We start from the raw sequence: 26,696 nt of genomic DNA, 5'->3' as shown, positions 1-26,696 counted from the left end.
TAGAGAGGCTGGGATACTATTTAAGCAACTCCCAACCCCCTCTTTATTATAGACTTAATATAAACAACTCTAAAATCAGGACCTTATCCATATATGAAGATTTTAGCTTATAATCTGTTTCAGCACATGCGTTGATAATATCTAATAATTGATGAAGTTGATATTTTCTTGTTTGTTGCATGGCTAGTTTTACGCGGTATGGATGAACACCGACCGTTTTCGCAATTTGTTGCTGAGAATATCCCTTTTGACTGAGAATTAAAGATTGATAGTATAGACGATAGTTACTGGTGATTAAAGCTAACAACTTGATGGGTTCTTCTTTTAATTGAATTAAATCTTTCATCAGTTGAATGGCACGATCTTTCTGGCCTTTTTGGATGTATTCCGTTAATAAAAAGACATTCTGTTCCAAACTTCTATTTACAATCGTTACTACATCATTTTTATTAATAACTGGTTGATCTCCAATAAATAAAATGATTTTTTCAAGTTCTTGTTGAACAATACGATAATGAATTCCTGTTAATTGGATAAGTTCATCTAAAGCATCTTGTTTAATATCTTTAAACTGTGCATGAAGTTGTGTTTGAACCCATTGTTTCATTTCTTGTTCTGTAAATTGTTCAACTTTCTTTAAAGTTGCATGTTTTTTTAATTGTTTTACAACCTTTTTTCGTTCATCCAACTTCACTGCATTCACTTGAAATATCACTAGTGTCTCTCCATCATAATTTTCGATAAATTGAATCAAACCATCAATATTAGGTTGTATTCCTTTTGGTACTTTTTCTCCTGTAAATACATAACTATTTTGTACTAACACGACTTTTTTGTCAGAGAAGAACGGCAGTGTCATTGCCTCCTCCATAATAACGTTAAGTTCTGTCTCATATAAATTATATTTCACAAAGTTAAAATCATCTCTTGGTGCCTTCTCTAAATATTGATCGATCAGTTGATCACTTTCTTTATCTACGAGTTCTGGCACTTCACCATATACAACATGCAAATAGGACATGTGTTTCTCCCTTTCAAAAATAAATGTATACGTATTATAACATGATTTAGGAATAGTTCGTTCTATGAATCACCCTTTGACTCATGGCTCAATTTATAAGAATGATTTATATCATTAGGGAATGTAATAATCACATGATGGTTATCCGCAGTACTATAGACGGGGATATGATTATTGATAAACCTATCTAATATCAGTGGGCTTGGTAAATGATACATATTATGTTTTGCTACTGAAATAAGGGCAATATCTGGTTTAATTGTTTCAAGAAAAGCCACAGAACTGCTTGTTTTACTACCATGATGGCCTACTTTCAAAATATCAATCTTAGGTAATTGATACGATTGCAAGAGCTTTTCCTCATTTTTTATAGTCGCATCCCCCATCAATAATAATTTGTATTGATTAATATTCACTAAAGTCACAATAGAATGTTCGTTAGGGTCATCACTCATTTCAACATCACAATTTAAAAATTGAAATTTAAAATCACCTAATTTAAGTTGATTCAATTTTTTAAAATCCCAAAGTTTCGATTGTTCTTGTCTTAATACCTTTTGAACAATTGTAGCATTCACCTTATCAAAATGATTAGGATTAATCACAATGTTTTCAATTATTACCCGTTGTGCAAGATGTTCTAATTCTCCCATGTGATCGGCATGTGGATGTGTAAGAATTAAATAATCAATCTTATGAATGCCACGAGTCTTCAAATATGGAAATAATTTCTGATCAGTGATAGATAATTTGTGTGCAAAATGATTTTTATCCTCCCGCTCCCCTCCTGTATCTATTAATACCGTCTGCCCAGTTGACGTTTCAAATAGGATGGCATCTCCTTGACCAACATCAATCATCGTCATTCGATTTTCATGATGAGGATGACAAATCAATAACACTATAAAAGTGCAAGCTGTTAAGATGATAAGCACGCCACGCTTGTTTTGTGCTAAAAAGTACGCAAAAAAGATAGTAAATACTATAGAAGTGGCGTATCCCAACTCACCAAAGTCTGGGAGAATGACTTTAAATGCAATAAGTGGTTTAAGACAAACTAAAATAAATTTGTGAATAGCAAAAAAGAAAGAAAATGGTAGTTTAAAAAGAAATAACAATGATGGGCACAGTAAAGCAATTAATATTGTTAGGAATGATAATGGAATAATACAAAAACCATATAGTGGAATAAAAAATATATTCGAAATCAAGCCAATCCACTGAAGTTCATTGAAGTATTGATAACTAATCGGAATCGTACCTAAAATGGAAATCATACTTGTGATAAAAAAAGCTTTGATAAATGTTTTATTGATATAAGTATCACGAAGCATCAGTAATAAAAAACAGATAGTATAGGAGAATTGAAAACCAATGTGGGTATGAATCTGAGGATTATAAACAGATAAAATTATGTAGGAAATAAGTAGAATATACAGTGGTTGTTGCGGTGTATATCGTAGTAAAAGAATGACTAGTATCGCCATCACAACCGCTCGTTGTGCACTCGGACTATTACCAGCAAATATTAAAAATAGTGGCAGTACGATGAGTATACATCCTTTAGCGACATACAGTGGAATTGGACAGCGTTTTCCAATCATATAGAGTAATCCTGTCATAATGGCAACATGAGTCCCGCTCACTGCAAACAAGTGAGAAATACCAAGATCTCTTAATTGTTGTTTTTGAAGTATTGGAATGTAATCTGTTGTCCCAGTGACTAGTGCGATAATATATGGAAAACCTGATAACTTAGATTGAGCTAGTCTTTCAATTGCTGTATTACGTAGCTGTAGAATTTTATCTTTTAACGTTATATGATATGTGATATTACAAGCATTTAAATCAAGTTGATTTGTAAATAGTGTAGGAAGTGAATTCTCTTGTTGTGCGGGTTTTGTTGTCGCTTTTATTTCACAATCATGATCCACCCAAAATGAGGCTTGCGGTTGACGTGTGGTATTTTTGATTTCTCTAAAAATCAGTCGATAAGCTTGGTTCTTCATTGTAACAGTTGTATGATAAAAATCCCCATTATAAATAGGTAGCGACTCAATATGTATCATGGAATGGATTGTTTTGTCAGATACTTGAATATCGCCTGTTGTAGACTGCATCGAGTTTGATTCAATGTAGTAACCCATCATGATACAAAATGTAGATATCAATATGACATATATCGTTTGTCGCTTTATCACCATACTTACATACATAACAAACCCAATACAACATGCAGATAAGCTATGATGATAAGCGAACTGACCAACGATATATGCTATTAATATGTAAATCATTGGCTATCCATAATATAGTTGGCAATGCGTTCAGGTTCAAAAGGAATATGCTCATATTTGACACCTGATTGCTCAAGTAACTGTAAAGCATACGCATGATTGTGATAATCTTTAGCATAATAGATCGTCTTGATACCTGCTTGTATGATAGACTTCGTACAATTTAAACATGGAAAATGTGTCACATAGATTGTCGCACCTTCTGTAGAAACACCTTGTTTTGAACACTGCAATATTGCATTCATTTCTGCATGAATCGTACGAATACAATGTCCATCTTCAAGGAGACAATCTTCATCAATACAGTGAACTTCTCCTGCTACAGAGCCATTATAACCACCTGCAATAATGCGATTATCCTTTATAATTGTTGCACCTACAGACAATCGTTTACATGTAGATCGCAATGCAAGTAAATGTGCTTGCGCCATAAAATAATCATGCCATTCTATTCTTTCCATCATGTCACTCCTTGTATGCACTGAATTTCTTTAGATTATAACATTGAAACCAACAAATGCTCCAATCAAACCGTAAAATAACTGCTTAAGTTTTCATATGTTTTATCTCCAATACCTTTCACTTCTTTCAATTCTTCAACAGACTGAAATTGACCCTTTTCCTCTCGATAAGCTAATATCGCTTGTGCTTTCGCAGGTCCTATTCCCGGAACATTCGTTAAATCATTGAGTTGTGCTGTATTCAAATTAATGACCTGATTTTGCCCTGGGCTAGCTCCATTTGAATTATTGGGCCCAGCAGATAATGATGGATCAACCTGTTCTCCTTTTTGTGGGATATAGATCATCTTTTGATCCGTCAACTTTTCAACAAGATTAATTTTTGTTAAGTCAGCATTAGGTAAAACCCCTGCTTTATCAATCAATTGCTTCATTCGATCATCTGACATCATCTGATATGTATTTGGATGTTTTACTGCTCCTTTTACATCAACAACAATCGGAACAGCTTGTTGTTCTGTAGACGTTTTTCCTTGAGATAAGTGTGCTGTTGCATTTGAGTCACTTACCTCTGTTTGCTGAATGAGTGACGTCGAAGCTGCCTCTTCATCATCAGAAGAAATTAATCGAATAAGTACAAATACTGCTACACATAATAAAACAATTGCAAATACTGAGATGAAACGGTATTTTAAACACCAAGCTTGTAATTGGGAAATGAAAGACATATGAAACCCTCCTTTGCATATGAATACATGCATAAAGGAGGGTTATTACTTTGTATTTATTTTGATGCAACAAAAAATAAGCGATCGCTTTTCGCATCGTGACATTCGGGATTAAAATCATAAAATGTTTGAATATTTTTGAACCCAATTGATTCTAACATACTTTGATAAATCGACTTATCCAATGTTCTTTGGAATTGTGTCTCATCATGGCGTGTGTATTGACCGTCTTCTTCTTGAACAAAAAAGATTAAATCATGCCAAACACTATGTGGTAATTCACCCGCTTCAGTTTGCCACACTAATGTTAAATTTTCCCGATCATCGAGATACGTTTCACCGTTAAACTGTGTATCCATTTTATGTGTAGTATGCACATCAAATATCAGTACACCCTCATGATTTAAGTGTTGATATACATGATTGAACGTTGCGAGTACATCTTCTTCATCTGATAAATAATTTAACGAATCGCATAAGATGGTAATAGCATCGAAACGCTGCGATAATTGAAAATCAGCCATATTTCCAACAAGCCATGATACATCATTGGACTTTTGTTGGGCATAAATGACCATCTCTTCACTCAAATCCATACCTATCACTTGATCCGAAAAACTTAAGAATTTTTCAGTTAATGTGCCTGTACCACACCCCAAATCTAATATGGATGTGATATGTGATTTGGATAAATAACGTTGAACAATTTCTAACCACTGATCATAGGGTTGGTCGTCCGTTAATTTATCATAAAAAGCACTGAGTGTTTGATAAGCCATTATGACTTAATCACCTCATGATAACCAAGAATTTCAGCGTCTTGATATAACTTTTCAAGATTATAATAGTCACGTTCATCCTTATGGAAGACATGTACGACTACATCTGCTAAGTCAAGTAGTACCCAACGTGCTTCTTCATAACCTTCCATGCGTTTCACATGAATCCCTTGTTCTTCTGCTTTATCTTTAACTGCTTTGGCAATTGCTTGCACTTGTCGTTCATTGTTCCCATGACAAACTAAAAAGTAGTCAGCAATATCAGAAATACCTTGCATATTAATTGAAATAATATCTTCAGCTTTCTTCTCATCTGCTGCATTTACACTTAACATTAATAATTCATTTGCGTTCATTTAATCATCCTCTAATTAATTTCATTTAAGTTATAGTAATTCAAACAGTCGATTGTCGGTTGGTAGACACTGACATCTTTACTAACAAGATGTAACACTGTTCTTTTAGAAATCTCATAAATTGTACGATCTAAACCGCCGCCGTTATACACTAATTCACGTATTTCATCAACACCAGGGATTTCTCTTTTAGGTTCAATGTAATCAGCGATGAAAACTAACTTCTCTGTTTTCGTCATCTCATTACGACCTGTTGTATGATAGTGAATAGCTTTTAATACTTCCTCATCTGTCACACCATATTGATGTTCCATAAGCGCAGCACAAACTGGACCATGAAGAATTTCAGAACCGTAACTTAATAAGTTAGAATCTAATTGATATTTCGTCACTTGTTGATAAAGAAAACTCAATTCATCATACTTACAAAAATCATGTAGGATGCCAGCTAACTCAGCTTTCTCTTTATCACCTTCATATATTTCAGCTAACTTTACAGCTGTTTCAGCCACACGTAATGAATGTTTGAAACGCTTCTTCGGCAATTTTTGTTCAACAAGCTCAATAGCAAATTGTTTATCCATACAATCCCCTCCTCATAATATACGATTCTACATTTAATGGTACCCACATATGAATGGTTTCATGCTTTTTACATTTATCACGAATAATTGTTGAGCTAATTGCCATTTCTGGAATCTCTAACGGTCTAATATGTGGATCTTCTGTTTCAATTTGACGCCCGCGATTCACAACGATAAACGTAACAATCTGCTTAAGTTCTTCAATACAGTACCATTTCTCTAATTGATCATATTGATCTGTCCCTATGACAAAGTATAAAGAAACATTAGGATTTTCTTCATAAATGGCTTTAATAGTATCGTACGTATAGCTTTTCCCTTTTCGTTCAATTTCATCAGTCCGTAAAACACCAAATCCTAAGTTATCAATCACAAGTTGAATCATTGCTAACCGATCCTCAATCGGAATAGGTTGATCATGTTCTTTAAGTGGTGACATGTAACTTGGCATGAAATAAAATTCATCAGGCTTTAATGCCGCATTCACTTCACTGGCAATCATTTCATGCGCACTGTGAATGGGGTTGAATTGGCCACCATAAATGACGATACGTTTCATTATGGCAACTCGATTTGTTTATTTTCTTCAGATTCACGATACAGCACAATGATTGAACCGATGAGTTGAACAAGATAGCTATTCGTTGCTTGTGCTAAAGTTTCAGCTAAATCATTCTTATCATCTAAGTTATTTTGTAAAATGTGTACTTTAATTAATTCTCTTTTTTCTAATGTTTCATCAATTTGAGTCACCATATTTTCATTAATCCCCGCTTTACCAATTTGGAAGATTGGATCGATATGGTGTGCTTGGCTTCTTAAAAAGCGCTTTTGTTTTCCTGTTAAAGTCATAATGACCTCCTATTAAACTCTATTCTGTATATAATTTTTCTTTGACACGATTTCGCATTATCTCAATGTCAGCGTCTAAACCTGTCCAAAATTTAAAACTTTCTGCACCTTGATAGACAAACATATCAAGACCATTATACGTATTATAGCCTTGCAGTCTTGCAGCTTTTAGAAATGCTGTTTCTGCAGGAACATATATAATATCACAAACTAAAGCGTCGTGTTTTAATTCTTTCAGTGATACAACTTGATCTGTTGATGTGTGCATACCTACCGGCGTTGTATTGATAATAATATCAAACTGACCCGCTATTTGGTCGACGTCAGATAAGTGATATGGTGTCACTTCAAACTGCCAATCATCAAAACGCGACATTGTACGATTAGCAACGGCGATGGTATGTGCTGTTTTTTGAGATAATGAATAGGCAATCCCTTTACTCGCACCACCTGCACCAAGGATTAGAATTTTAGCATCTGAAAGGTCGCCATAATATTCAATTAAACCTTTTACAAAACCAAGTCCATCTGTGTTATGACCAATCCAACGCCCCTCTTTGATATGAACTGTGTTTACCGCACCAATCGCTCTCGCTTCATCCGTTAGTTCATCTAAATAAGGAATGATACGTTCCTTGTGTGGAATGGTGACATTAAACCCATCAAAGTCATACTCTGATACGATATCTCTGATATGGTTGAAATGAGCAGGTGGAATATTCAACGCTTGATAGCCATACTCCAACTGCAATGCATCAAAATTCGCATGATGCATGATTGGAGATAAAGAATGTTCTATTGGATGACCAATCACTGCAAAATTCATAAGCTTCTCCTCCTACATAATAGACGGACGTAAATATACTTCTACATTTTTCGGTACAGTGACAACAACATCTGCACCCTCATCAATTGTAATAAAACCAAGTCCAGCAATCATAACGTCTTTCTTACCATCTTCAGTATGCAATGAAACTTGTTTTAAACTGTCAAAATCAAAGTTTTCACGATTAGATGGTGGTGTTAGAAGTGCACCTAGTTGTTCACGCCAAAGCTTATCAGCCTTTTCAAGTTTTGTACGATGAATGTTAATTTCATTAGAGAAATAACAAATTAGTGGACGTTTACCACCACTGATATAATCAATTCTTGCAAGCCCCCCGAAAAATAGAGATTGCGCTTCATTCAATTGGAATACACGCTGTTTAATCTCTTTTTTAGGCATAATCAAGTTAAGCTCTTTCGTCGTCACATAGTGTGTCATTTGATGCGCCTGTACAACACCCGGTGTATCATACATAAAGCTATGCTCATCAATTGGAATATCAATCATATCAAGTGTTGTTCCAGGTACTTTAGATGTTGTAATTACATTCTTTTCACCCACACTCTCCTCAATCAATTTATTGACTAATGTTGATTTCCCTACATTCGTCGTCCCCACAATAAAGACGTCTTGTTGATTACGATGCTTTTCAATCGCTTGCATGAGATCATCAACGCCATATCCTTTCATAGCTGATAACAATACAACGTCATCTGGATTAAGGCCATATTCTTTTGCACTGCGTCGTAACCATTCTGTTACACGACGCTTATTAATTTGTTTTGGTAATAAATCAATTTTATTTGCTGCAAGTATAATCTTTTTATTTCCGACAATGCGTTTTAATGCATGGATAAATGATCCTTCAAAGTCAAATACATCAACAAGGTTCACAACAATCCCTTTTTTATCCGCTAAACTATTCAGTAATGTTAAAAAGTCTTCACTTTCCATGCCGACATCTTGAACTTCATTATAGTTTTTTAAACGGAAACAGCGACGGCAAATCACATCTTCTTTTTCCAAACTTGCTTTCGGTACATAGCCTGCTTTATTTGGATAATCAGATTGTAGTGTTGCCCCACAACCAATACATTTTAGTGCTGCTGACATATTATGACTCCTCCCATGTGATGTAACCTTTTCGTTTAAAGTGGCTTAATATACGACGTTCAATTAGACGATTCACTTTCGTTGCTAAACCATCTGAATTTTTAACAGGGACAACCATAATCGTATACAAACCACTACGGTTACCACCAAAAACATCTGTCATCATTTGGTCACCAATAACAACAACTTGTTCTTTTTTCAAACCCATTTTTTTCGTTGCTTTACGCAGTGATTTTCCACGTGGTTTTTGTGCTTTAAAAATATAATCCACATTTAAATCTTTACAAAATCCAGTAACGCGCTTCTCATTATTATTTGAAACGACCGTCACCTTGAAACCATGTTCATCAATCGTTTTGAACCATTGTTCTACTTTAGGTGTTGGGTTCGCCTCATCCCAACCTACAAGTGTATTATCAAGGTCAGTAATAATGCCACGTATATTTAGTTTTTCTAACTGTTGAAAATCAATTTCGTGAATATCTTTCACATATTGATTGGGTAAAAATAATCGCTTTAAAATCCCCATGATGTGCCTCCAAATTAAATAACTTCATTCCTGTTATTATAACATATCTCTATGACTCTCTAATATATCTATTACAGTTCTTTTACGAGTGCTCGTACCATTTCACTAGAAGATTTTGACGCAACTTTAAGGAATTCATCAAAAGTCATACTTGCTTCACCATCAGCTAAGTCTGAAATGGCTCTAGTCACGATAAATGGTTTGCCGAATTGATAACATGTTTGAGCAATAGCAGCTGCCTCCATCTCTGCCGCAATCGCATGTGGGAAGTCTTTAAGTATGACTTCACGTTGTGCTTCGGTACCGATAAAACTATCTCCAGACACAATGAGGCCTTCCATAGACCCTTGATTCAATGTTTTCAGTACACTTTTTACTTTATCAGTTAGATAATCATCCGCTTCATAAGTTGCTGGCATACCAGGAATTTGTCCCATTTCATAGCCAAAGGTACGCGCATCCGCATCATGATAGCCAACTTGTGTACTAATAACGACATCTCCTAATGTTAAACCAGGTTGTAGCCCACCAGCTGATCCGGTATTAATCACATAGTCTGGGTTAAAACGATCAATTAATAATGCTGTTGAAATTGCCACATTCACTTTACCAATACCACTTTGTAGCAATACCACTTCTTTTCCTAATAAAAGACCTTTATAAAAACGCGTATGCGCAATTTGTGTTTCTTCAAGTTCTGTCATTTCTTGTTTTAAAATTTCTACTTCTTCTTCCATTGCACCAATAATACCAATCATGAGAACGCCTCCTATTTGTTAAAACTGTTTATATAGTCGGTGCTATTTTACCATATTTCAATCATGTATCTCACTTGATTTCATTTAATCATATATTCTATAAAAATAATCGTATCTTTTGGCATGAGACGTATTGACTGCACACTCTCGGAAATCGATTGTCGTATTTTCAACATAACAGGGATTATGTAGTGCCTCTGGAAAGTGAATAGATAAGTAAAATGCATAGACTCACATCACTCAACTATTCTCAAAATTTACTATTAAGCATTTCTTATGTTCTTGTCAAATTCTAAATGCTTCTATCAAGCAATTTAAAAAGCCGAGACAACAATTGTTATCTCGACTTCAATGCATCTCTTAATTAAATTATTGTGTCCAAAGTTGCGCTAAGCCTTGGAATGAGAAGAATCCTGTGAATAATGTCACGATGACTGCCACGATACCGAAGATTAACATCCATGTTGGGTGTTGATAATCACCAACAATACGTTTATTTTTAGATGCAATCAACACAGTTCCTAATGTAATTGGTAAGATTAAGCCATTCAATGCCCCTGCAATGATTAACAATTTAACAGGTTTACCAATTGATAAGAAGATTAATGTTGAAATAAGGATAAACGCTATAACAACATAGTTATCAAACTTATTTAACTTTTTGTGCAATGTTTTGATGAATGTTGTACTCGTATAAGCTGAACCAATCACTGATGACATCGCCGCCGCAAACAATACTACACCAAAGATATTTTTACCAATTGGACCAATCGCGTGTTCAAATACAGATGCTGGTGGGTTTTCAGGATTCAAAGTAACACCTGTCACTACGACACCTAACACCGCTAAGAATAATAGACCACGCATAACACCTGTTGTTAAAATACCTGTGATTGCTGAACGATTGACGAAAGGTAAGTAGTCCTTGCCTTTAATGTCTGCATCCAGAATTCGGTGTGCACCAGCAAATGTAATATAACCACCTACTGTTCCACCTACCAGCGTAATAATTGGTAATACAAGTGCAGCTGGATTTTCAGGTAAGATCATATGTTTTGCCGCATCTGCATATGGTGGATTTGATTGCACCATAACATATGCAACAACAGCAATCATTAAAACACCTAACATCATAGTGACAAAGTCCATCATTTTCTGACCATTTTTAGAAATAAATACAAGAATAGAAATAACTGCTGTGATTGCCGCACCGACACGGACATCTATACCGAAAATGGCATTTAAACCAAGTCCTGCTCCTGCAATATTCCCAATATTAAACGCCAGACCACCAATTGCAATTAAGATTGAGATAAATGTTCCAAGACCTTTTACAACCTCATTCGCAATTTCTTGTCCACGATAACCTGTTACAACAAGCACACGCCAAATATTAATTTGTGCACCGATATCAATAATGATTGATAATAAAATGGCAAATGCAAAACTTGCTAAAAATTGTTCTGTAAATACAGCTGTTTGTGTTAAAAAGGCTGGCCCGATTGCTGATGTTGCCATCAAGAATACAGAACCTAATAACAGTCGCCTATGTGCTTTTGTGAATTGGAATTCACCCGGATTTTCAATTTTATTTGGATTTGATTTCATTCATTAACCCCCAATTTTAATTATCTTGACCCCAACTTCTGAAAGTTGCTCTCTAATTTGTCTTACAAATTCTAATGCGTGTGCACCATCTCCATGCACACAAATTGTGTCTGCTTTAATGTCGATTTCTTCACCAGTAATGGCTGTTGTTTTACCTTCTGTCACCATGCGTACTACTTGTTGAATCGCTTCTTGCGCATCTTCAATCAGTGCACCTGGTTTTCTTCTACTTACTAATTGACCATCTTTTTCATAACGTCGGTCTGCAAAAACCTCAGACGCTGTTGGTAATCCGATTTTTTCTGCTTCTTCTAGTTGAATTGAGTTTGATAAACCAACGAGATAAAAATTTGGATCGACTGCATATACAGCCTTGGCAATGGCATGTGCAATTTCTCGGTTTTTCGCACCCATTTGATAAAGTGCGCCATGTGGTTTAACATGATTCAACTCGACACCTTCAATTTCACAAAATGCCTTCAATGCCCCAATTTGATAAACCATCATGTGATAGATTTCTTCAGGTGACATGTCTAAATTGCGACGGCCAAAACCTTGTAAATCAGGAAAGCCTGGGTGAACCCCTACACTCACATGATGCTGTTTCGCATATTTAACTGTTTGTGCCATAACATTTTCATCGCCTGCATGAAAACCACAGGCAACATTTGCAGATGTAATGAGTGGTAATACTTCTTCGTCATTACCAACTTTGTAGTTACCAAAACTTTCACCTAAGTCACAGTTCAAATCTACTTTAACCATGTTGAACCCCCTTGATAATATCATGACGCTCTAAAAACTTAATGTCGACTTCACTTGCATCTCCTTCACAGTATGGTGGATAAGATAGCACAGCATATAAGAAGTCTGCAGTTGTTGTAAAACCATCGATAATCATTTCATCCAATGTCACTTTTAACTTGTTGATAGCATGTTCACGATTATCTCCTTTGACGATGACTTTAGCAACCAAAGAATCATAATATGATGACACAGTATAACCACTATAAAGGAGTGAGTCAACACGTACATTAAATCCTTGTGGCAAATGTAATCTTTGAACAGTTCCTGGTGTCGGTCTAAATGCTTGTTCTGGATTCTCAGCATTAATACGTGCTTCGATAACATGACCTTCAAATGGAATATCCTCTTGTCTCAATGACAATGTGCCATTCTGCATAATGCGTAACTGTTCACACACAAGGTCAACATTTGTACGCATTTCAGTAACGGTATGTTCTACTTGAATACGTGCATTCATCTCAATGAAATAATACGCATCTTCAGTCACTAAAAATTCAATTGTACCAGCACTGCGGTAGTTTGATGCTCGTGCCACTTTTACCGCATCATTACACATTTTTTCACGCTTTTCTGGCGTTAAAGCACTACATGGTGATTCTTCAATTAATTTTTGATTTTTACGCTGTACAGAACAGTCACGTTCTCCAAGGTGAATGAAGTTTGTTTCACCATCACCAAGCACTTGTACCTCTACGTGCTTAGCAACAGGAATAAATGCCTCAACATAAACACGATCATCATTAAAGTATTTATTTCCTTCACTTTTTGCTTCTTTAAACGCCTGTTCTAACATACTTTCATCTTTGACAATACGGATCCCTTTACCGCCACCACCACTTGCTGCTTTTAATACAAGTGGATAGCCTAATGACTCTGCTAGTTCTTTCACTTCATCGACAGATTCAACAGATGATTTAGAGCCTGGAATAATCGGAACACCTGCTTGGTCCACCGTTTGACGTGCAGTGATTTTATCCCCCATTAACTCCATCGTTGTTTTTGTTGGGCCGATAAAATATAAGCCTTCATTTTCAACTTTTTCAGCAAAAACTGGACTTTCAGATAAAAAGCCATAACCAGGGTGAACCGCATTTGCATTCGTGATTTCAGCAGCTGAAAGGATATTATGAATATTTAAGTAACTGTCTAATGGATTTGCATTCCCAATACAAACAGCTTGGTCTGCCAGTTTCACATGTAAGCTATCTTCATCGCCTACAGCGTACACCGCAACAGATTCCATATTCATTTCCCGTAATGCACGGATGATTCTTACTGCGATTTCACCTCTATTTGCGACTAATACTCGATACATTCGGATATCCCCCTTATTTTAATTTAACGATGCATTGGTTATGTTCAATATTTTCACCATGATCTACAAGGATTTCTACAATTTCGCCACTTTCATCAGCTGTTACCTCGTTCATCACTTTCATCGCTTCAACATAGCCAATGATGTCCCCTTTTTGAATCACATCGCCAACTTTAATGACTGGTTTTGTTAATTCTTTTTCATCTTGTAGATAGAATGTACCAATCATTTGAGAACGGATTTCTTTAAATGTATCTTCTGATGTTTCTTCTTGAGTTTGTGCTACTTGTGGTGCTGTTTGAACCGGTGCTTGTGGTGCCACTTGATAGTCTTCACTCTGTTGTGTTGCAGGTAAATCAAGCTCTAACTCCATATCTTCATCACCATATCGGAAGTGTTTGACACCGTATGTTTTTAATAAAGTAAGTGTTTGTTCGATTTGTTTTAAGTCCATGGTATACTATCTCCTTTTAATACGCTTTTAATTTTACGTTGTGTTGGTCGTATATTTTTTAAATAACGTTTCGGATACCTTCTTAGCTTTTCTTTAGCATCAGCAAGTTTACGCCCTTTTCGTGCAAGAATTTCATTTGCTTCATTGAAAGTGACCCACTCAAATTGAACCTTTTCACCCGGTCGCTTTTGAATAATATCTACAATATCGCTATCTATCACAGTACCAATCTTTGTATAACCACCAACAGTTTGACGATCATTTAATAAAATTATCGGGTTACCATCTTTTGGTACTTGTATACTTCCGAGTGCAACGGGTTCAGAAATAATATCTGCACTTTCCATTGGTTTGATGGAACCACCTTTTAAACGATATCCCATGCGGTCCGAACTTTCTGACACTTCAAACTCAATATGTTCTATTTCAGCAATGGTGCGCTTTGAAAATGCCTCTAACTGTGGTCCATCCATAATGCCTATGGGTAACTCGCTATTCGCACTAAAACTTCTAAAGTCGCTTGAACGTCCAATCAAGCTGATATCCATATTTGTACCACGTGTTGCGATAATGTCATTTTCTTTTAACACGCGTCCTTTATAACCCCCAACATGTGTACGTGTGTGTGTGGCATAGCTTCCTTCTACTAATGGAATATCTAATTGTTCAGCAAAACCGATATACGCGCGCATACCTTCTTTGGCAGCCCCTAAGTCTAAAACATCACCATCTTCTGCTTTAATCGCAGTTTGATGTGGAATGGGTTCTCCATTTAGTGTCGCTGAAAATTCTGCACCTGTAATCGCGAATAAATTTTGTGATAAGAATTTAATTTTTGGACCGATCATTGTGATTTCTAGTGCAGGTTGTTGTTCTGTTTCAAGCAATGCATTTAAAATTTCATAACTTGGTCTGTCCATCACACCTGCAGGAGAGAACCCTTCAGATTGATGCCCAAAACGCCCTAAATCTTGAACAGTTGTAAATAATCCTGGCTTTAATATTTTAATGCTCATAGCCGATTCTCACCCACTCATCATAATTTAATCGTCCTTTTTCTACATATTTTTGAATATGTAGAAACTCTTCTTCGTTGATCGCATAAAATTTAATTTTATCGCCAGGTTGGTAAAGAATCTTAGGATCACGTTTTAAGTCAAAGACATCGATTGGTGTGCGTCCTATAATTTGCCATCCACCTGGAGAATCTGCAGGGTACAATCCTGTTTGATTGTTCGCAATACCCACTGAACCAGCTGGAATTTTTAAACGTGGTTCTTCTTTACGTGGTGTATGAATGCGAGCATTTAAACCACCTAAGAATGGAAAACCAGGCATAAATCCAATCATATAAACAAGATAATAACCTTCAATATGATATTGAATCACTTCTTCTACTGATAACTTATGATATTCTGCGACATATTCTAAATCAGGACCCCATTTCCCACCATACAAGACAGGAATATTGACGATACGTCTTGGTTGATTGACTTCCGTCGCAGATAAAACATATGTAGATAGCTCAAGCTCTTCTAATAATGCTTCATAAGTGATTGAGATACCATCAAAATAGACAAGAATCGCTCGATATGATGGTACAATCTCTTGGATATATGGATGCTCCAATGACTTCAAATAATCAGATACAGCATTAACTTCACTGAATATTTCTTCATTTATCTGTGCATCAAAATATATCATAAAAGATTGTTCACTAATTTGTTTAAATTGCATCTTCATCCCCCTTCCGTAATCCCTTACATTAAAATATTTTAACATCATTGGTATAGGCTGACAATTCAATGTTTTCTTAAGATAATATGCCTATTGTTCGATTTTTGTATAAATGAACAAAATTCATCACGGCCTGACATATGATAGACAAGCCATTAAATCGCGTTAAATCAGTGAAGTGTTACTATTATCTTTCTATCTATTGTGTGGTATGAAATGAATCATTCATAAAAGTATTATTTGTTTATATTGACATTTAAGCAATTTCACTTCCAAAAAGGCTTGAGAAAGATAAGGAAATTGAATGGTTTTTATCATTAAAAATCAAAACTGAGATGAACATTTCAAAGGGATAAAAGTAAAATATAAAAAAATTATAGAAGTTTTAATCTTAAATATGCGGATTTTTAGAAATAAGTTTAACGCTATTGTCTTAAGGTCTTACATAAGAGGCTCGTTGAGATTATTGGGAACCAAAAAAGACTAAAGCACATACCCATGCTCTAGTCTTTTGAATATTATTATTATTATTGAATTTTTGTAATTTTAACGTTCATTTCTCCACCGTTTGGAAGTGGTACACGAACTTCTTCATTTAAGTGTTTGCCAATTAAAGCTTGCGCCATTGGTGATTCATTTGAAATTTTACCATTGAATGCGTCCGCTTCAGCTGAACCAACGATTTGGTAACTTTCTTCGTCATCACCTGGTAATTCAACAAATGTAACAGTTTTACCAATTTGAACAACATTGTTATCGCCAGTATCTTCAATGATTAATGCGTGACGTAACATTGTTTCAATACGTTGAATATCTTGCTCAATGAAACCTTGCTCATCTTTTGCAGCATCATACTCAGAGTTCTCAGACAAGTCACCAAAGCTACGAGCAACCTTAATTTTTTCAACTACTTCAGGTCGTTTAACGGTTTTTAACTCTTCTAATTCTTGCTCAAGTTTTTCAAAACCTTCTTGTGTCATTGGATATTGTTTTTGGTTTTCCATATGTTCATCTTCCTTTTTAATGAATTAATCTTTCTTCTGAACGAGTGCTTGAATCTTTGTTGTCATAATGTCGATAGCTACCTTATTACTACCACCCTCTGGAATAATAATATCTGCAAACTTCTTCGTTGGCTCGATAAATTGATTATGCATTGGGCGAACGACGCTAAGATACTGGTCAATGACTGAGTCCATTGTACGACCACGCTCTCGTGTATCTCGTAATAAGCGTCTTAAAATACGTAGGTCAGCATCTGTATCGACATAAATCTTCACATCCATCAGATTGCGGAGTTCTTCGTTTTCAAGCGCAAATATACCTTCTACGATAATAACATCTTTAGGTTGAAATGCAATGGTTTTCTCACTTCTCGTGTGATTAGTGTAATCATACGTAGGCACTTCAACTTCATTACCTGCACATAAATCTCTTAAATTCTGAATTAATAAATCATTATCGAATGCAAATGGATGATCATAATTCGTTTTAAGGCGTTCCTCAAATGTAAGATGAGACTGATCTTTATAATAATAATCCTGCTCAATCAATGCCACACTATGGCCTTCTAAATTATTCATAATCTTATTAGTGACTGAAGTTTTTCCGGAACCTGAGCCACCAGCTATACCAATAATTGTTGTAGGCGCCATCATGCTATACCTCTTTTCTCATCATATTATTTACATAGATTGGACGATCAACTTTAATTTGAACGATTTGTAATGGGTGACGCGCAGCATCAAGCTCATTACCTTCTTCATCGTAGATTGCTTCTACTACTTGTGTGAACGTTTCAATCTCAGGTCCAAAGAATTCAACTTCTTGACCTGGTTTGAAATGGTTACGTTGCTGAATCGTTGCAATTTGTGTTTCCTCATCATAGGCTAACACAAGTCCGATAAAGTCATATGGTGATTTCTTAGAAGATTCATTACCAAACATTTGCTCCTCATAACCAGGTGTTCCTTTAAAGAATGCAGGTACTGTATCACGGTTTGCACATTTATCAAGTTCAATTAACCATTCCGGTTTAATTTTAAAGTTTTCTGGATCTGCTGCATAAGCATCGATTACTTTACGATATACTGATACAACTGTAGCAATATAATGAATAGACTTCATACGACCTTCAATTTTTAAAGAATCGATTCCTAAATCCATCATATTTGGAATAGATTCGATTAATTTTAAGTCTCGTGGGCTCATTGCGAATGGCACTGCTTCACCATCTTCGTAATAAACGTCTAATTCTCCATCTTCATCAACTGTTAGAAGATCATAATCCCAACGGCAACTTTGACAGCAACCACCACGGTTAGAGTCACGCGCTGTCATATGGTTACTTAATGTACAACGTCCTGAATATGCGATACACATTGCACCATGAATAAACGCTTCGATCTCGATATCGACTTTGTCTTTCATTTCTTTCATTTCCATTGCACCTGTTTCACGTGCAAGTACGACACGGTCTAATCCTTCTTCTTTCCAATATTCAACCGCTTTGTAGTTACTTAAAGACTGTTGTGTTGATAAGTGAATTTCAAGTTTTGGTGCCACACGTTTACATGTTTCAATAATTAATGGGTCTGCTACGATAATACCCGTTGCACCTGTTCCTTCTAACTGCATTAAGTATTCATCAAGGCCTTCAATATTTTCATCATGAGCAATAATATTTGTTGTGATATAAACTTTTGCACCATAACGATTTGCAAATTCTACCCCTTCACGAATTTCTTCAATTGTGAAGTTATCAGCATTTGAACGCAAACCATATTCTTGACCACCTAAAAATACAGCATCTGCACCATAATGGATGGCAATTTTTAATTTCTCTAAGTTTCCAGCGGGTGCAAGCAATTCTGGTTTTTTAATTTTTGGTTTCGCATCTGATTTTACTGCTTCTAATACCGTCATATGCACTCTCTCCTTACATTAATATACCGTTTGTTTATAGTAGAATCCTTCGTCAAATGGACGGTGTTCAGGTTGAATTGCTTCAATTGGATCCACTAACATAAACTTCTCATCTTCATATGTTTCAGGGTCTTCTTCATATAGGTCAATTGCTTCACGATATTGTTCTGTCACAGTATTAATATATTCTTCCGTGTGTAATAATCCATCAATTTTTAAACTATCAATACCTGCTTCAAACAATGGTGCTAATTCTTCAATTAAGCAGATATCGTTTGGAGACATAATATGTGTGCCATTGTAATCTTCATAAACAGGATACTTATTGTCACGTTCTTCATCATATAAAAGTAATTGTGTTGTTTCATCCAAATCTTCACGTTCAATTTTCATCTGACGCTCTTGGAAAGTATAGTAGTTCCCTAGTAGCATACGTTTTGATTGGAACATGCAAGTCATACCGTGTACTTGAACTTCAATTTCTACATCAGCATTTGCTTTAATATTTAAAATTTCGTCCAAGCTCAATTCACGTGCTAACACTGCACGACTTGCACCACGTTTCCCCCAATAGTTACATTGGAAATAGTTAGTAACAAGCGTTTCAGCATTCCAATGAAGTGGAATTGGGTTTTCTTGTTGTTTTACAATCATAACAATTGCAGGGTCACCGAAAATAATACGGTCCACACGAATTTCATGTAAAAACTTAATATAATCTTCCACAGCAGGGATATGATAATTATGAAAAATACCATTTACAGCAGCATATGCTTTTTTACCAGCTGCATGAATGATATTAACTGCTTGCTTCATTTGTTCTCTATTAAATTCTCCAGCCAGACGTAAACCGAATTTTTCTTCTCCGATTACAAAGGCATCTGCACCTTTTTCAATCAAAGTTTCAATATGGCTGAGAGATTTTGGGGTCACTAATAATTCAGTCATTTTTGCGCTCCTTTATTGAAATAGCTAAACCATCATCCATATTTATAAAATTTGTTTTAAAATCAGATTGTTCACTTAGCCATTGATTAAATTTTTGCACTTTCCTTACCATTTGTTTCACATTGCGACTACGGACAATATCAATATTCGCGACAAAACCATGGTAAAGTACATTATCTGTAATAATGATACCACCCTCTTTTAGTAGAGGACTATATAGCTCAAAAAACTTTTGAGACTGTGCTTTTGCTGCATCGATAAAAATCATATCATATGTACGGTCATTTACCATTGAAAATGCTTGTGCCGCATCTTCCTCAATCAATCTAATTTGCTCTGTATATCCAAACTGTAAAAAATGAGATTTTGCATAGTCAATCATTTCTTCATTACGTTCGATGGTTGTCACATGAACATCCGGTGAAACAGACGCAAAATGCATGCTACTATAGCCAATCGCTGTACCAAGTTCTAAAATTTCTTTCGGTTGATGTATGCGTATAATTTGTTTCACTAAATCCAGTGAGAGTTGATCAACAATAGGCACTTTATTTGTTTCTGCAAAAGTACGTAATTGATCTAAATCACTATCATACGATTGCAATCCTAAAAAATAAGATTGATTTAAATTTTCCATCTTAAGACTTCCTTTAATTAAACTTTCATAAAAATCATCAAAAAATTGGGAGTGGAACAAAAATAATCTTCGCAAAGACTTTTGGATTCCACCCCATGAAGTTTGCAATATTTAAGTAAGTTTAGAGTTTTAGTCGTTTATCTAAAAATAAATCAAAACCCAATCTCTATTTAAATTTGCAAAGTTTTATATGGTATTTGTATGATTCTTAAACATTGATACTTGCTTTTCAGGTATCACTATCAAATAACTTCATATTATTCTATCACAAATAAAACAGAAAAATAAGAGGAACTCATTGAAAACAATACAATCATGCAATATTTCTTGATGGTCAACAAATTTTTTAATATTAACCCACTTGAAACCAAAGAGATAAGTCATCATCAGATACGAAATATTTCCATGCTACGGTAAAGTCATATAATTCTTGATATTCTTCTAACCATTCAACGTAATATGGAATGCCCACTTTCGTCGAATGTACCTCAAATTCATCAGGATCAAACGGATGAGCAACAATACCAATGTCATATTTGTCTACTTGCCAATGATTTCCCGTTTGATGTTCATCCCAGAGATCATCAATCCATCTTGCAGTTTTTAAATTTATATCTGTCCGAAGTTTCAAATATTTAAACTTTTCGCTGTTAAGTTGATACGGCTTTATTTTGTATATAGCTTCTACAAAATATTTGTCATCGTACTGTGGATATATCGTGTTAATCGTCATTTTGATTGGTTGATCATTATATTCTAACCAAAAATTAACAACTGGTGTTTTTAAGACATCACATACTTTACACTCAACAATTGATGCTTTTTTCTGTGTTAAGTCACAGACAATATCATGAGGGCGTAGTGATTTCTGACATATTTCAAACGTTTGTATAGGTGGAGACTTGAGTTGTGTTTTGGGTTCATGTTGCCAAACAGGGTCAGACAAACCTATCACTTTTCTTATTTTATAAAGTGGGTAAGGAGGTCTATTGGCAGCTTGTTGGAAAACTTTAACCACTTGCGCATTTTTTTGAACACCTTGTATGCTAACAGGAACCTGAACCCAATCACCTTCAATGATCCTGTCATCAGGACAATAGTATGTATAAACCTTTCCATTCGTATTAAATTGTACTTTACAAAAGCGAATGTATTTATGTGGTTTCCACATAAGTGCCGGTTCCAAAGGTCTATTGTTGAAATATAACAGTGAACTAAAGTTTATTTGATTCCCCTTTTCCCAGCGATTACAATCAGGACAGAAATACGTATCATAAGGAATCGAATAACATAGATGTTTGGAACAGTGACAGCATTTTTTCTGTTCGTCAATATATCCATCTATCTTAACGCCATTGACAAAAAGTTGTTCATTACGATCAACACTGACATATGTTGTAACAGAATGTTCGACAAAGCTGAGCCAATCATGGAGCGACATTTCCAATATATCTATTATTTTAACTTCTGACCAACGCATTCTTAGAGATTGTCCTTCATATAGTTTTGCCTCAAATAAGTCTTCTACCGTTTTAAATTTAATTCGCTTTCCATCGAATAATAAACTTGCCCAATAGAGTGTATCGGAATGTAAATCATAGCCAATTTTATAATTGACATATTCATGATCAAATCGAATGGTCATTATGTTCATATTTTGAAAGTTTTTAAATTCTTGTATGACATATTCAATATTTAAATTTGAAATTTTGTCTGTTGTTGGGACTTTAAAATGAAAGGAACTTGCCTGAAAAGATATGAACCCTTGTTGCAGTTGAAAATACAAAAAATCTCCATCTATCCTAACCGCCAATATAGGATTTATTTTAAACCCTTTTGTATTCTCCATATGGAACTGACGCACATCTTGACATAGCATATCGAAAGTAATAGGCACTTTGTAACGATCATGTTTATCTTTTTTGGTTAATGTGATATGAAGTTTTTGTACTACTCTATCAAAACTAAAGTCAGCAATATAAAGATTTCGAAAGTTATCCATCTTTTCAATGAACCCTGATAATTCATCTATGTGGTGATACAAATAGTTTTCCATGAACAAAACACCTCCCCTTTTAAAACGACAAAAAAGCTGATGCGCAACATACCACATCAGCTTCATGAAAACTTTTTATTCTTCAGTTTCGTCGAAGTTTGTATTTACAACTTCTTCAATCATATCCCATTCTTCTTCTGTTTCGATTGCTACGAAACGACCACCGTCACCAGACTCATCTGGTTCATTAATCATTGGGACTAATTCGATTAAGTCATCGTCATCCGCTTGTGCGCCTTCTTCTGCTAAAATGACATATTCTTTATCAAATTCAGGATGATAGAATTCTAGCATTTTACGGTATAATACTTCGTTACCTTCTTCATCATATAATGTTAATAAAGCTTCATCGTTATTAATTTCTAATTCGTTAATTTTATGGTTTTCATTTGTCATCGTCGATCTCTCCTTAGTTTAGTGAATCTAAATAGCCTTGTAATATAAATACTGCCGCCATTTTGTCTATCACTTTTTTACGTTTTGCTCTTGAAACGTCAGCTTCGAGCAGCGAACGTTCCGCTGCTGAAGTACTTAAGCGCTCGTCCCACATGACAATCTCAAGTTCTGGCATGCGCTCAGCCAACGCTTCTTTATAATGTAATGATGCCTCACCACGGAATCCTATTGAATTGTTCATGTTTTTCGGCAATCCGATCACGACGGTACCTACACGCTCGCGATTAATGATCTCAATTAAGGTATCTAATCCGAGTTCATTTTGTTCTTCGTTGATACGGAGTGTATCCAATCCTTGTGCTGTCCAACCCATCATGTCGCTTATCGCAACACCCACTGTCTTACTGCCTACATCTAAACCAATAATTTTATGTTTAAGCATCTTGGTCTGAATCGTGGTTGTGTTTTAAATAAAATGACACAAGTTCTTCCATAATATCATCACGATCAATGTGTCGGATTTGGTTTCTTGCTTCATTATGACGTGGAATGTATGCTGGGTCACCTGAAAGAAGATACCCTACAATTTGATTCACCGCATTGTAGCCTCTCTCTTCCAAAGTATTGTAGACATTATTAAGAACTGTTTCAACATTTGCTTTAGGGATTTCATCGTGGTTAAACTTCATTGTTTTATCAAAATTTGCCATTGTCATAACACTCCTTAAACCATAAATAGATTACGCTCTCTATTCTACACGAAATACATCTATTTTTATAATGATTTAATGTAAGTTTCAACAAATTGTAATGCTGCTGTTATCTGGCTAGGATCTGTACCGCCGCCTTGAGCCATGTCTGGACGACCACCACCTTTACCGCCAACGATTGGCGCCATCTCTTTAATAATGTCTCCAGCTTTGATGCGATCAACATATTGTTTTGGTACTGTCGCAACAAGTGATACTTTACCACCCACATCACTTGCTAAAACAATGATTGTATCTTGTAATTTAGATTTAAAGTCATCCATTGTTGTACGCATTGCTTTTGCATTATCCACTTCAACTTCCGTAATTAATACCGGTAAGTCATTGATATTTGTTACTTTATCCTCGATATTGCCCATTTTCAATGCATTGATTTCTTTATTTTTCGCTTCAATCGTTTGTTGCAATGTTTTTTCTTGTACTTGCAAGTTTTCAACTTTTTCAATGACTTGGTCGTCTGCTTTTGCTTTTACTTGCGTTTTAATTGCATTAAAGCGTTCTAAGTAACGTTCTAAGTACATAAATGCTGCTTGACCCGTCACCGCTTCAATACGACGTACCCCTGCACCTGTACCTGATTCGCTTGTAATCTTGAATAGACCAATTTCAGATGTGTTTTTAACGTGTGTACCACCACATAACTCGATTGAGAATGGTTGCATATCAACAACGCGAACAACATCTCCGTATTTCTCACCGAATAATGCCATTGCACCTTTTGCTTTGGCTTCATCGATCGGCATTTCATTGATTGTAACATCGATACTGTTCCAAATTTCTTCATTAACTCGTTGTTCAACCAATTGTAATTCTTCTTGAGTCATTGCCGCAATATGTGAAAAATCAAAGCGTAAACGTTCACTGTCCACTAAAGAACCTGCTTGGTTAACATGGCTGCCTAATACTTCTTTTAAAGCTGCATGTAATAAGTGAGTGGCACTATGGTTTTTCATAATTGCTTTACGTGATTTGCTATCTACTGTTGCTGTGACTTCAGCACCTTCAGTCACAGTACCAAACTTCACATAACCTGTGTGTAAGTTTTGACCGTTTGGTGCTTTGATAACTTCACGTACTTCAATTTCAAAATCATCCGTTGCGACAATCCCTTTGTCTGCCACTTGCCCACCACTTACAGCATAAAATGGTGTTTGATCTAAAATAAAGTAAACCGTTTGATCAGCATCTGCTTTTGTGGCGCGTGTACCATCCAGAATAATATCTGTCATGTGTGCTTTTGTTTCGAATTGATCATAACCTACGAAAGTGCTTGCTGTATCGATTTGTTTAAGCACTTCACTTTGAACTTGCATAGATTGATTATTTTGACGGGCTTCACGAGCGCGGTTACGTTGTGCTTCCATATGTGTTTCGAAGACATCCATATCAATTTTAAGGTTTTCATTTTCTGCAATTTCTTGTGTTAATTCAATTGGGAAACCATACGTATCATATAGTTTGAATGCATCTTCACCGGCAATGACACCGTCTTGCGTTTTAGATTGTGCAATTAAACCGTTCAAGATAGAAAGCCCTTCTTCAAGTGTTTCGTGGAAGCGTGCCTCTTCTGACTTAATCACTCGAGCAATGAAATCTTGGTTTTCTTTTACATTTGGATAATAAGGTTCCATGATTTCCGCAACAATTTCTACAAGACGGTACATGAATGGTTCATTGATATCCAATGTTTGGCTAAAACGAACCGCACGACGTAATAAACGACGTAATACATAGCCACGACCTTCATTTGCTGGTAAAGCACCATCTGAAATCGCAAATGCAATCGTACGAATATGGTCTGCAATGACTTTAAATGCCACATCATCTTGTGCATTTTCTAAGTATGATTTGCCAGAAATTTTTTCAATTTCATGCATGATTGGCATAAATAAATCTGTTTCATAGTTAGTACGAACATTTTGAGAAATTGAGGCCATACGCTCAAGCCCCATGCCGGTATCAATGTTTTTACTTGGTAGTGGTGTGTAACTATGGTCTTTGTTGTGGTTGAACTCACTGAATACTAAGTTCCATACTTCTAGGTAACGTTCATTTTCGCCACCAGGATACATTTCTTCTGCTGGATCTTCTTTACCGTATTCTTCACCACGATCATAGAAAATCTCAGTATTTGGGCCAGATGGTCCTTCACCGATATCCCAGAAGTTTCCTTCAATACGAATAATACGGTCTTCAGTTAATCCGATCATATCATGCCATAAATCATAAGCTTCTGTATCTTCCGGATGAATTGTTACGTATAGTTTATCTGGATCCATTGCCATCCATTTCTCGCTTGTTAAAAACTCCCATGCAAATGTGACAGCTTCTTTTTTGAAGTAATCACCAATTGAGAAGTTACCTAGCATTTCAAAGAATGTATGGTGACGTGCTGTAAATCCTACGTTTTCAATATCATTTGTACGAATAGATTTTTGTGCATTTACAATACGTGGTTTCTTCGGTACTTCACGACCATCGAAATATTTTTTTAATGTTGCAACACCTGAGTTAATCCATAAAAGCGTATCATCATCGATAGGTACTAATGGTGCTGATGGTTCTACCATATGGCCTTTCTCAACGAAGAAATCAATGTACATTTGTCGAATATCACTAGCTTTTAAATTTTTCATTCTTTCAACTCCCTATTCTCTTTCATCAAACAAAAAAGACACTCGTCTCATCAAAGGGACGAATGTCTCGCGGTACCACCCTAGTTATAGTCGCCAAGCAACT

At 35.6% G+C, this 26,696-nt stretch carries 29 protein-coding genes; all 29 read right to left on the bottom strand.

Translation table 11 applies throughout. The annotated features are described in order from the left end of the window. Positions 1-46: 46 nt before the first annotated feature. A complete protein-coding gene (holA, locus tag MUA88_RS05530) occupies positions 47-1,021 on the bottom strand; it encodes a DNA polymerase III subunit delta (RefSeq protein ID WP_262603207.1) in 975 nt (324 codons plus the stop codon). Between the two features lie 62 nt (positions 1,022-1,083). Then, entirely contained in the window at positions 1,084-3,030 is a 1,947-nt protein-coding gene (locus MUA88_RS05525) for a DNA internalization-related competence protein ComEC/Rec2 (protein ID WP_262605185.1), read from the bottom strand. A 284-nt stretch (positions 3,031-3,314) separates the two neighbouring features. Next, positions 3,315-3,779: a ComE operon protein 2 gene (locus MUA88_RS05520; RefSeq protein ID WP_262603205.1), complete on the bottom strand. Its 465-nt coding sequence runs from the start codon at positions 3,777-3,779 to the stop codon at positions 3,315-3,317. A gap of 65 nt (positions 3,780-3,844) precedes the next feature. Next, complete coding sequence (locus MUA88_RS05515) at positions 3,845-4,507, bottom strand: helix-hairpin-helix domain-containing protein (protein WP_262605184.1); 663 nt, start codon at positions 4,505-4,507, stop codon at positions 3,845-3,847. A 56-nt stretch (positions 4,508-4,563) separates the two neighbouring features. Beyond that, on the bottom strand, positions 4,564-5,286 hold the full coding sequence (locus MUA88_RS05510) for a class I SAM-dependent DNA methyltransferase (RefSeq protein WP_262605183.1): 723 nt from the start codon (positions 5,284-5,286) through the stop codon (positions 4,564-4,566). Next, positions 5,286-5,642, bottom strand: coding sequence for a ribosome silencing factor (rsfS, locus tag MUA88_RS05505; RefSeq protein ID WP_262603202.1), 357 nt, complete (start codon positions 5,640-5,642; stop codon positions 5,286-5,288). Before rsfS ends, MUA88_RS05510 begins: the two co-directional genes overlap by 1 nt. Positions 5,643-5,653: 11 nt before the next feature. Beyond that, entirely contained in the window at positions 5,654-6,226 is a 573-nt protein-coding gene (gene yqeK, locus MUA88_RS05500; RefSeq protein ID WP_262603201.1) for a bis(5'-nucleosyl)-tetraphosphatase (symmetrical) YqeK, read from the bottom strand. Continuing rightward, a complete protein-coding gene (gene nadD, locus MUA88_RS05495; protein ID WP_262603200.1) occupies positions 6,219-6,785 on the bottom strand; it encodes a nicotinate (nicotinamide) nucleotide adenylyltransferase in 567 nt (188 codons plus the stop codon). Before nadD ends, yqeK begins: the two co-directional genes overlap by 8 nt. Further along, positions 6,785-7,078: a ribosome assembly RNA-binding protein YhbY gene (yhbY, locus tag MUA88_RS05490; protein ID WP_262603199.1), complete on the bottom strand. Its 294-nt coding sequence runs from the start codon at positions 7,076-7,078 to the stop codon at positions 6,785-6,787. The genes nadD and yhbY overlap by 1 nt, the downstream gene beginning before the upstream one ends. A gap of 19 nt (positions 7,079-7,097) precedes the next feature. Continuing rightward, complete coding sequence (gene aroE / locus MUA88_RS05485) at positions 7,098-7,904, bottom strand: shikimate dehydrogenase (RefSeq protein WP_262603198.1); 807 nt, start codon at positions 7,902-7,904, stop codon at positions 7,098-7,100. A gap of 12 nt (positions 7,905-7,916) precedes the next feature. After that, a complete protein-coding gene (gene yqeH / locus MUA88_RS05480; RefSeq protein ID WP_262603197.1) occupies positions 7,917-9,017 on the bottom strand; it encodes a ribosome biogenesis GTPase YqeH in 1,101 nt (366 codons plus the stop codon). 1 nt (position 9,018) lies between these two features. After that, a complete protein-coding gene (locus MUA88_RS05475; RefSeq protein WP_262603196.1) occupies positions 9,019-9,546 on the bottom strand; it encodes a YqeG family HAD IIIA-type phosphatase in 528 nt (175 codons plus the stop codon). A gap of 71 nt (positions 9,547-9,617) precedes the next feature. Beyond that, positions 9,618-10,304: a 5'-methylthioadenosine/adenosylhomocysteine nucleosidase gene (locus tag MUA88_RS05470; protein WP_262603195.1), complete on the bottom strand. Its 687-nt coding sequence runs from the start codon at positions 10,302-10,304 to the stop codon at positions 9,618-9,620. 369 nt (positions 10,305-10,673) lie between these two features. After that, complete coding sequence (locus tag MUA88_RS05465; RefSeq protein ID WP_262605182.1) at positions 10,674-11,912, bottom strand: NRAMP family divalent metal transporter; 1,239 nt, start codon at positions 11,910-11,912, stop codon at positions 10,674-10,676. Between the two features lie 3 nt (positions 11,913-11,915). After that, a complete protein-coding gene (gene pxpA / locus MUA88_RS05460; RefSeq protein WP_262603193.1) occupies positions 11,916-12,677 on the bottom strand; it encodes a 5-oxoprolinase subunit PxpA in 762 nt (253 codons plus the stop codon). Next, positions 12,670-14,034: an acetyl-CoA carboxylase biotin carboxylase subunit gene (locus MUA88_RS05455; protein WP_262605181.1), complete on the bottom strand. Its 1,365-nt coding sequence runs from the start codon at positions 14,032-14,034 to the stop codon at positions 12,670-12,672. The genes pxpA and MUA88_RS05455 overlap by 8 nt, the downstream gene beginning before the upstream one ends. 13 nt (positions 14,035-14,047) lie before the next feature. Beyond that, positions 14,048-14,488 (bottom strand): acetyl-CoA carboxylase biotin carboxyl carrier protein, encoded by a 441-nt coding sequence (locus tag MUA88_RS05450; protein ID WP_262603191.1) that lies wholly within the window; start codon positions 14,486-14,488, stop codon positions 14,048-14,050. Next, positions 14,479-15,504, bottom strand: a complete 1,026-nt coding sequence (locus MUA88_RS05445; RefSeq protein ID WP_262605180.1) for a 5-oxoprolinase subunit C family protein — start codon at positions 15,502-15,504, stop codon at positions 14,479-14,481. Before MUA88_RS05445 ends, MUA88_RS05450 begins: the two co-directional genes overlap by 10 nt. Beyond that, a complete protein-coding gene (gene pxpB / locus MUA88_RS05440; protein ID WP_262603189.1) occupies positions 15,494-16,225 on the bottom strand; it encodes a 5-oxoprolinase subunit PxpB in 732 nt (243 codons plus the stop codon). The genes MUA88_RS05445 and pxpB overlap by 11 nt, the downstream gene beginning before the upstream one ends. A gap of 527 nt (positions 16,226-16,752) precedes the next feature. After that, positions 16,753-17,229 (bottom strand): transcription elongation factor GreA, encoded by a 477-nt coding sequence (greA, locus tag MUA88_RS05435; RefSeq protein ID WP_262603188.1) that lies wholly within the window; start codon positions 17,227-17,229, stop codon positions 16,753-16,755. A 24-nt stretch (positions 17,230-17,253) separates the two neighbouring features. After that, a complete protein-coding gene (udk, locus tag MUA88_RS05430; protein WP_262605121.1) occupies positions 17,254-17,880 on the bottom strand; it encodes a uridine kinase in 627 nt (208 codons plus the stop codon). Positions 17,881-17,884: 4 nt separating this feature from the next. Then, entirely contained in the window at positions 17,885-19,150 is a 1,266-nt protein-coding gene (locus tag MUA88_RS05425; protein WP_262605179.1) for a peptidase U32 family protein, read from the bottom strand. 18 nt (positions 19,151-19,168) lie between these two features. After that, the gene (locus MUA88_RS05420; RefSeq protein WP_262603186.1) at positions 19,169-20,098 is read right to left on the bottom strand and encodes a peptidase U32 family protein; all 930 of its coding nucleotides are present in this window, start codon (positions 20,096-20,098) and stop codon (positions 19,169-19,171) included. Continuing rightward, on the bottom strand, positions 20,091-20,735 hold the full coding sequence (locus MUA88_RS05415; RefSeq protein ID WP_262603185.1) for an O-methyltransferase: 645 nt from the start codon (positions 20,733-20,735) through the stop codon (positions 20,091-20,093). Before MUA88_RS05415 ends, MUA88_RS05420 begins: the two co-directional genes overlap by 8 nt. 352 nt (positions 20,736-21,087) lie before the next feature. Then, positions 21,088-22,791, bottom strand: coding sequence for a hypothetical protein (locus tag MUA88_RS05410; protein WP_262605178.1), 1,704 nt, complete (start codon positions 22,789-22,791; stop codon positions 21,088-21,090). A gap of 75 nt (positions 22,792-22,866) precedes the next feature. Then, positions 22,867-23,187: a DUF1292 domain-containing protein gene (locus MUA88_RS05405; protein ID WP_262603183.1), complete on the bottom strand. Its 321-nt coding sequence runs from the start codon at positions 23,185-23,187 to the stop codon at positions 22,867-22,869. A gap of 13 nt (positions 23,188-23,200) precedes the next feature. After that, entirely contained in the window at positions 23,201-23,629 is a 429-nt protein-coding gene (gene ruvX / locus MUA88_RS05400) for a Holliday junction resolvase RuvX (protein ID WP_262603182.1), read from the bottom strand. After that, the gene (locus MUA88_RS05395) at positions 23,622-23,897 is read right to left on the bottom strand and encodes an IreB family regulatory phosphoprotein (RefSeq protein WP_262603181.1); all 276 of its coding nucleotides are present in this window, start codon (positions 23,895-23,897) and stop codon (positions 23,622-23,624) included. Before MUA88_RS05395 ends, ruvX begins: the two co-directional genes overlap by 8 nt. A gap of 65 nt (positions 23,898-23,962) precedes the next feature. Further along, positions 23,963-26,593, bottom strand: coding sequence for an alanine--tRNA ligase (gene alaS, locus MUA88_RS05390; RefSeq protein ID WP_262605177.1), 2,631 nt, complete (start codon positions 26,591-26,593; stop codon positions 23,963-23,965). Positions 26,594-26,696 lie beyond the last annotated feature (103 nt).

Origin of the sequence: Staphylococcus sp. IVB6240 (genome assembly GCF_025558425.1) — a bacterium.
Classification (GTDB): domain Bacteria; phylum Bacillota; class Bacilli; order Staphylococcales; family Staphylococcaceae; genus Staphylococcus.
Note: the sequence above shows the minus strand (reverse complement) of the source record. Positions and strands in the feature narration are given on the sequence as shown.

Bases quoted from the DNA above. Each gene is read 5' to 3' on its own strand.
- MUA88_RS05520 (WP_262603205.1), bottom strand. From the start codon at position 3,779: ATGGAAAGAATAGAATGGCATGATTATTTTATGGCGCAAGCACATTTA.
- MUA88_RS05395 (WP_262603181.1), bottom strand. From the start codon at position 23,897: ATGGCAAATTTTGATAAAACAATGAAGTTTAACCACGATGAAATCCCT.
- MUA88_RS05455 (WP_262605181.1), bottom strand. From the start codon at position 14,034: ATGTATCGAGTATTAGTCGCAAATAGAGGTGAAATCGCAGTAAGAATC.
- ruvX (WP_262603182.1), bottom strand. From the start codon at position 23,629: ATGCTTAAACATAAAATTATTGGTTTAGATGTAGGCAGTAAGACAGTG.
- MUA88_RS05450 (WP_262603191.1), bottom strand. From the start codon at position 14,488: ATGGACTTAAAACAAATCGAACAAACACTTACTTTATTAAAAACATAC.
- pxpA (WP_262603193.1), bottom strand. From the start codon at position 12,677: ATGGTTAAAGTAGATTTGAACTGTGACTTAGGTGAAAGTTTTGGTAAC.
- MUA88_RS05420 (WP_262603186.1), bottom strand. From the start codon at position 20,098: ATGACTGAATTATTAGTGACCCCAAAATCTCTCAGCCATATTGAAACT.
- MUA88_RS05410 (WP_262605178.1), bottom strand. From the start codon at position 22,791: ATGGAAAACTATTTGTATCACCACATAGATGAATTATCAGGGTTCATT.
- MUA88_RS05465 (WP_262605182.1), bottom strand. From the start codon at position 11,912: ATGAAATCAAATCCAAATAAAATTGAAAATCCGGGTGAATTCCAATTC.
- MUA88_RS05470 (WP_262603195.1), bottom strand. From the start codon at position 10,304: ATGATTGGTATTATTGGTGCAATGGAAGAAGAAGTAGAAATTTTAAAA.
- MUA88_RS05415 (WP_262603185.1), bottom strand. From the start codon at position 20,735: ATGGAAAATTTAAATCAATCTTATTTTTTAGGATTGCAATCGTATGAT.
- rsfS (WP_262603202.1), bottom strand. From the start codon at position 5,642: ATGAACGCAAATGAATTATTAATGTTAAGTGTAAATGCAGCAGATGAG.
- pxpB (WP_262603189.1), bottom strand. From the start codon at position 16,225: ATGCAATTTAAACAAATTAGTGAACAATCTTTTATGATATATTTTGAT.
- MUA88_RS05425 (WP_262605179.1), bottom strand. From the start codon at position 19,150: ATGACGGTATTAGAAGCAGTAAAATCAGATGCGAAACCAAAAATTAAA.
- aroE (WP_262603198.1), bottom strand. From the start codon at position 7,904: ATGAATTTTGCAGTGATTGGTCATCCAATAGAACATTCTTTATCTCCA.
- yqeH (WP_262603197.1), bottom strand. From the start codon at position 9,017: ATGTCAGCAGCACTAAAATGTATTGGTTGTGGGGCAACACTACAATCT.
- MUA88_RS05445 (WP_262605180.1), bottom strand. From the start codon at position 15,504: ATGAGCATTAAAATATTAAAGCCAGGATTATTTACAACTGTTCAAGAT.
- yqeK (WP_262603201.1), bottom strand. From the start codon at position 6,226: ATGGATAAACAATTTGCTATTGAGCTTGTTGAACAAAAATTGCCGAAG.
- MUA88_RS05515 (WP_262605184.1), bottom strand. From the start codon at position 4,507: ATGTCTTTCATTTCCCAATTACAAGCTTGGTGTTTAAAATACCGTTTC.
- MUA88_RS05525 (WP_262605185.1), bottom strand. From the start codon at position 3,030: ATGAAGAACCAAGCTTATCGACTGATTTTTAGAGAAATCAAAAATACC.
- MUA88_RS05405 (WP_262603183.1), bottom strand. From the start codon at position 23,187: ATGACAAATGAAAACCATAAAATTAACGAATTAGAAATTAATAACGAT.
- udk (WP_262605121.1), bottom strand. From the start codon at position 17,880: ATGGCGCCTACAACAATTATTGGTATAGCTGGTGGCTCAGGTTCCGGA.
- greA (WP_262603188.1), bottom strand. From the start codon at position 17,229: ATGGAAAACCAAAAACAATATCCAATGACACAAGAAGGTTTTGAAAAA.
- alaS (WP_262605177.1), bottom strand. From the start codon at position 26,593: ATGAAAAATTTAAAAGCTAGTGATATTCGACAAATGTACATTGATTTC.
- nadD (WP_262603200.1), bottom strand. From the start codon at position 6,785: ATGAAACGTATCGTCATTTATGGTGGCCAATTCAACCCCATTCACAGT.
- holA (WP_262603207.1), bottom strand. From the start codon at position 1,021: ATGTCCTATTTGCATGTTGTATATGGTGAAGTGCCAGAACTCGTAGAT.
- MUA88_RS05475 (WP_262603196.1), bottom strand. From the start codon at position 9,546: ATGGGGATTTTAAAGCGATTATTTTTACCCAATCAATATGTGAAAGAT.
- MUA88_RS05510 (WP_262605183.1), bottom strand. From the start codon at position 5,286: ATGGCTTATCAAACACTCAGTGCTTTTTATGATAAATTAACGGACGAC.
- yhbY (WP_262603199.1), bottom strand. From the start codon at position 7,078: ATGACTTTAACAGGAAAACAAAAGCGCTTTTTAAGAAGCCAAGCACAC.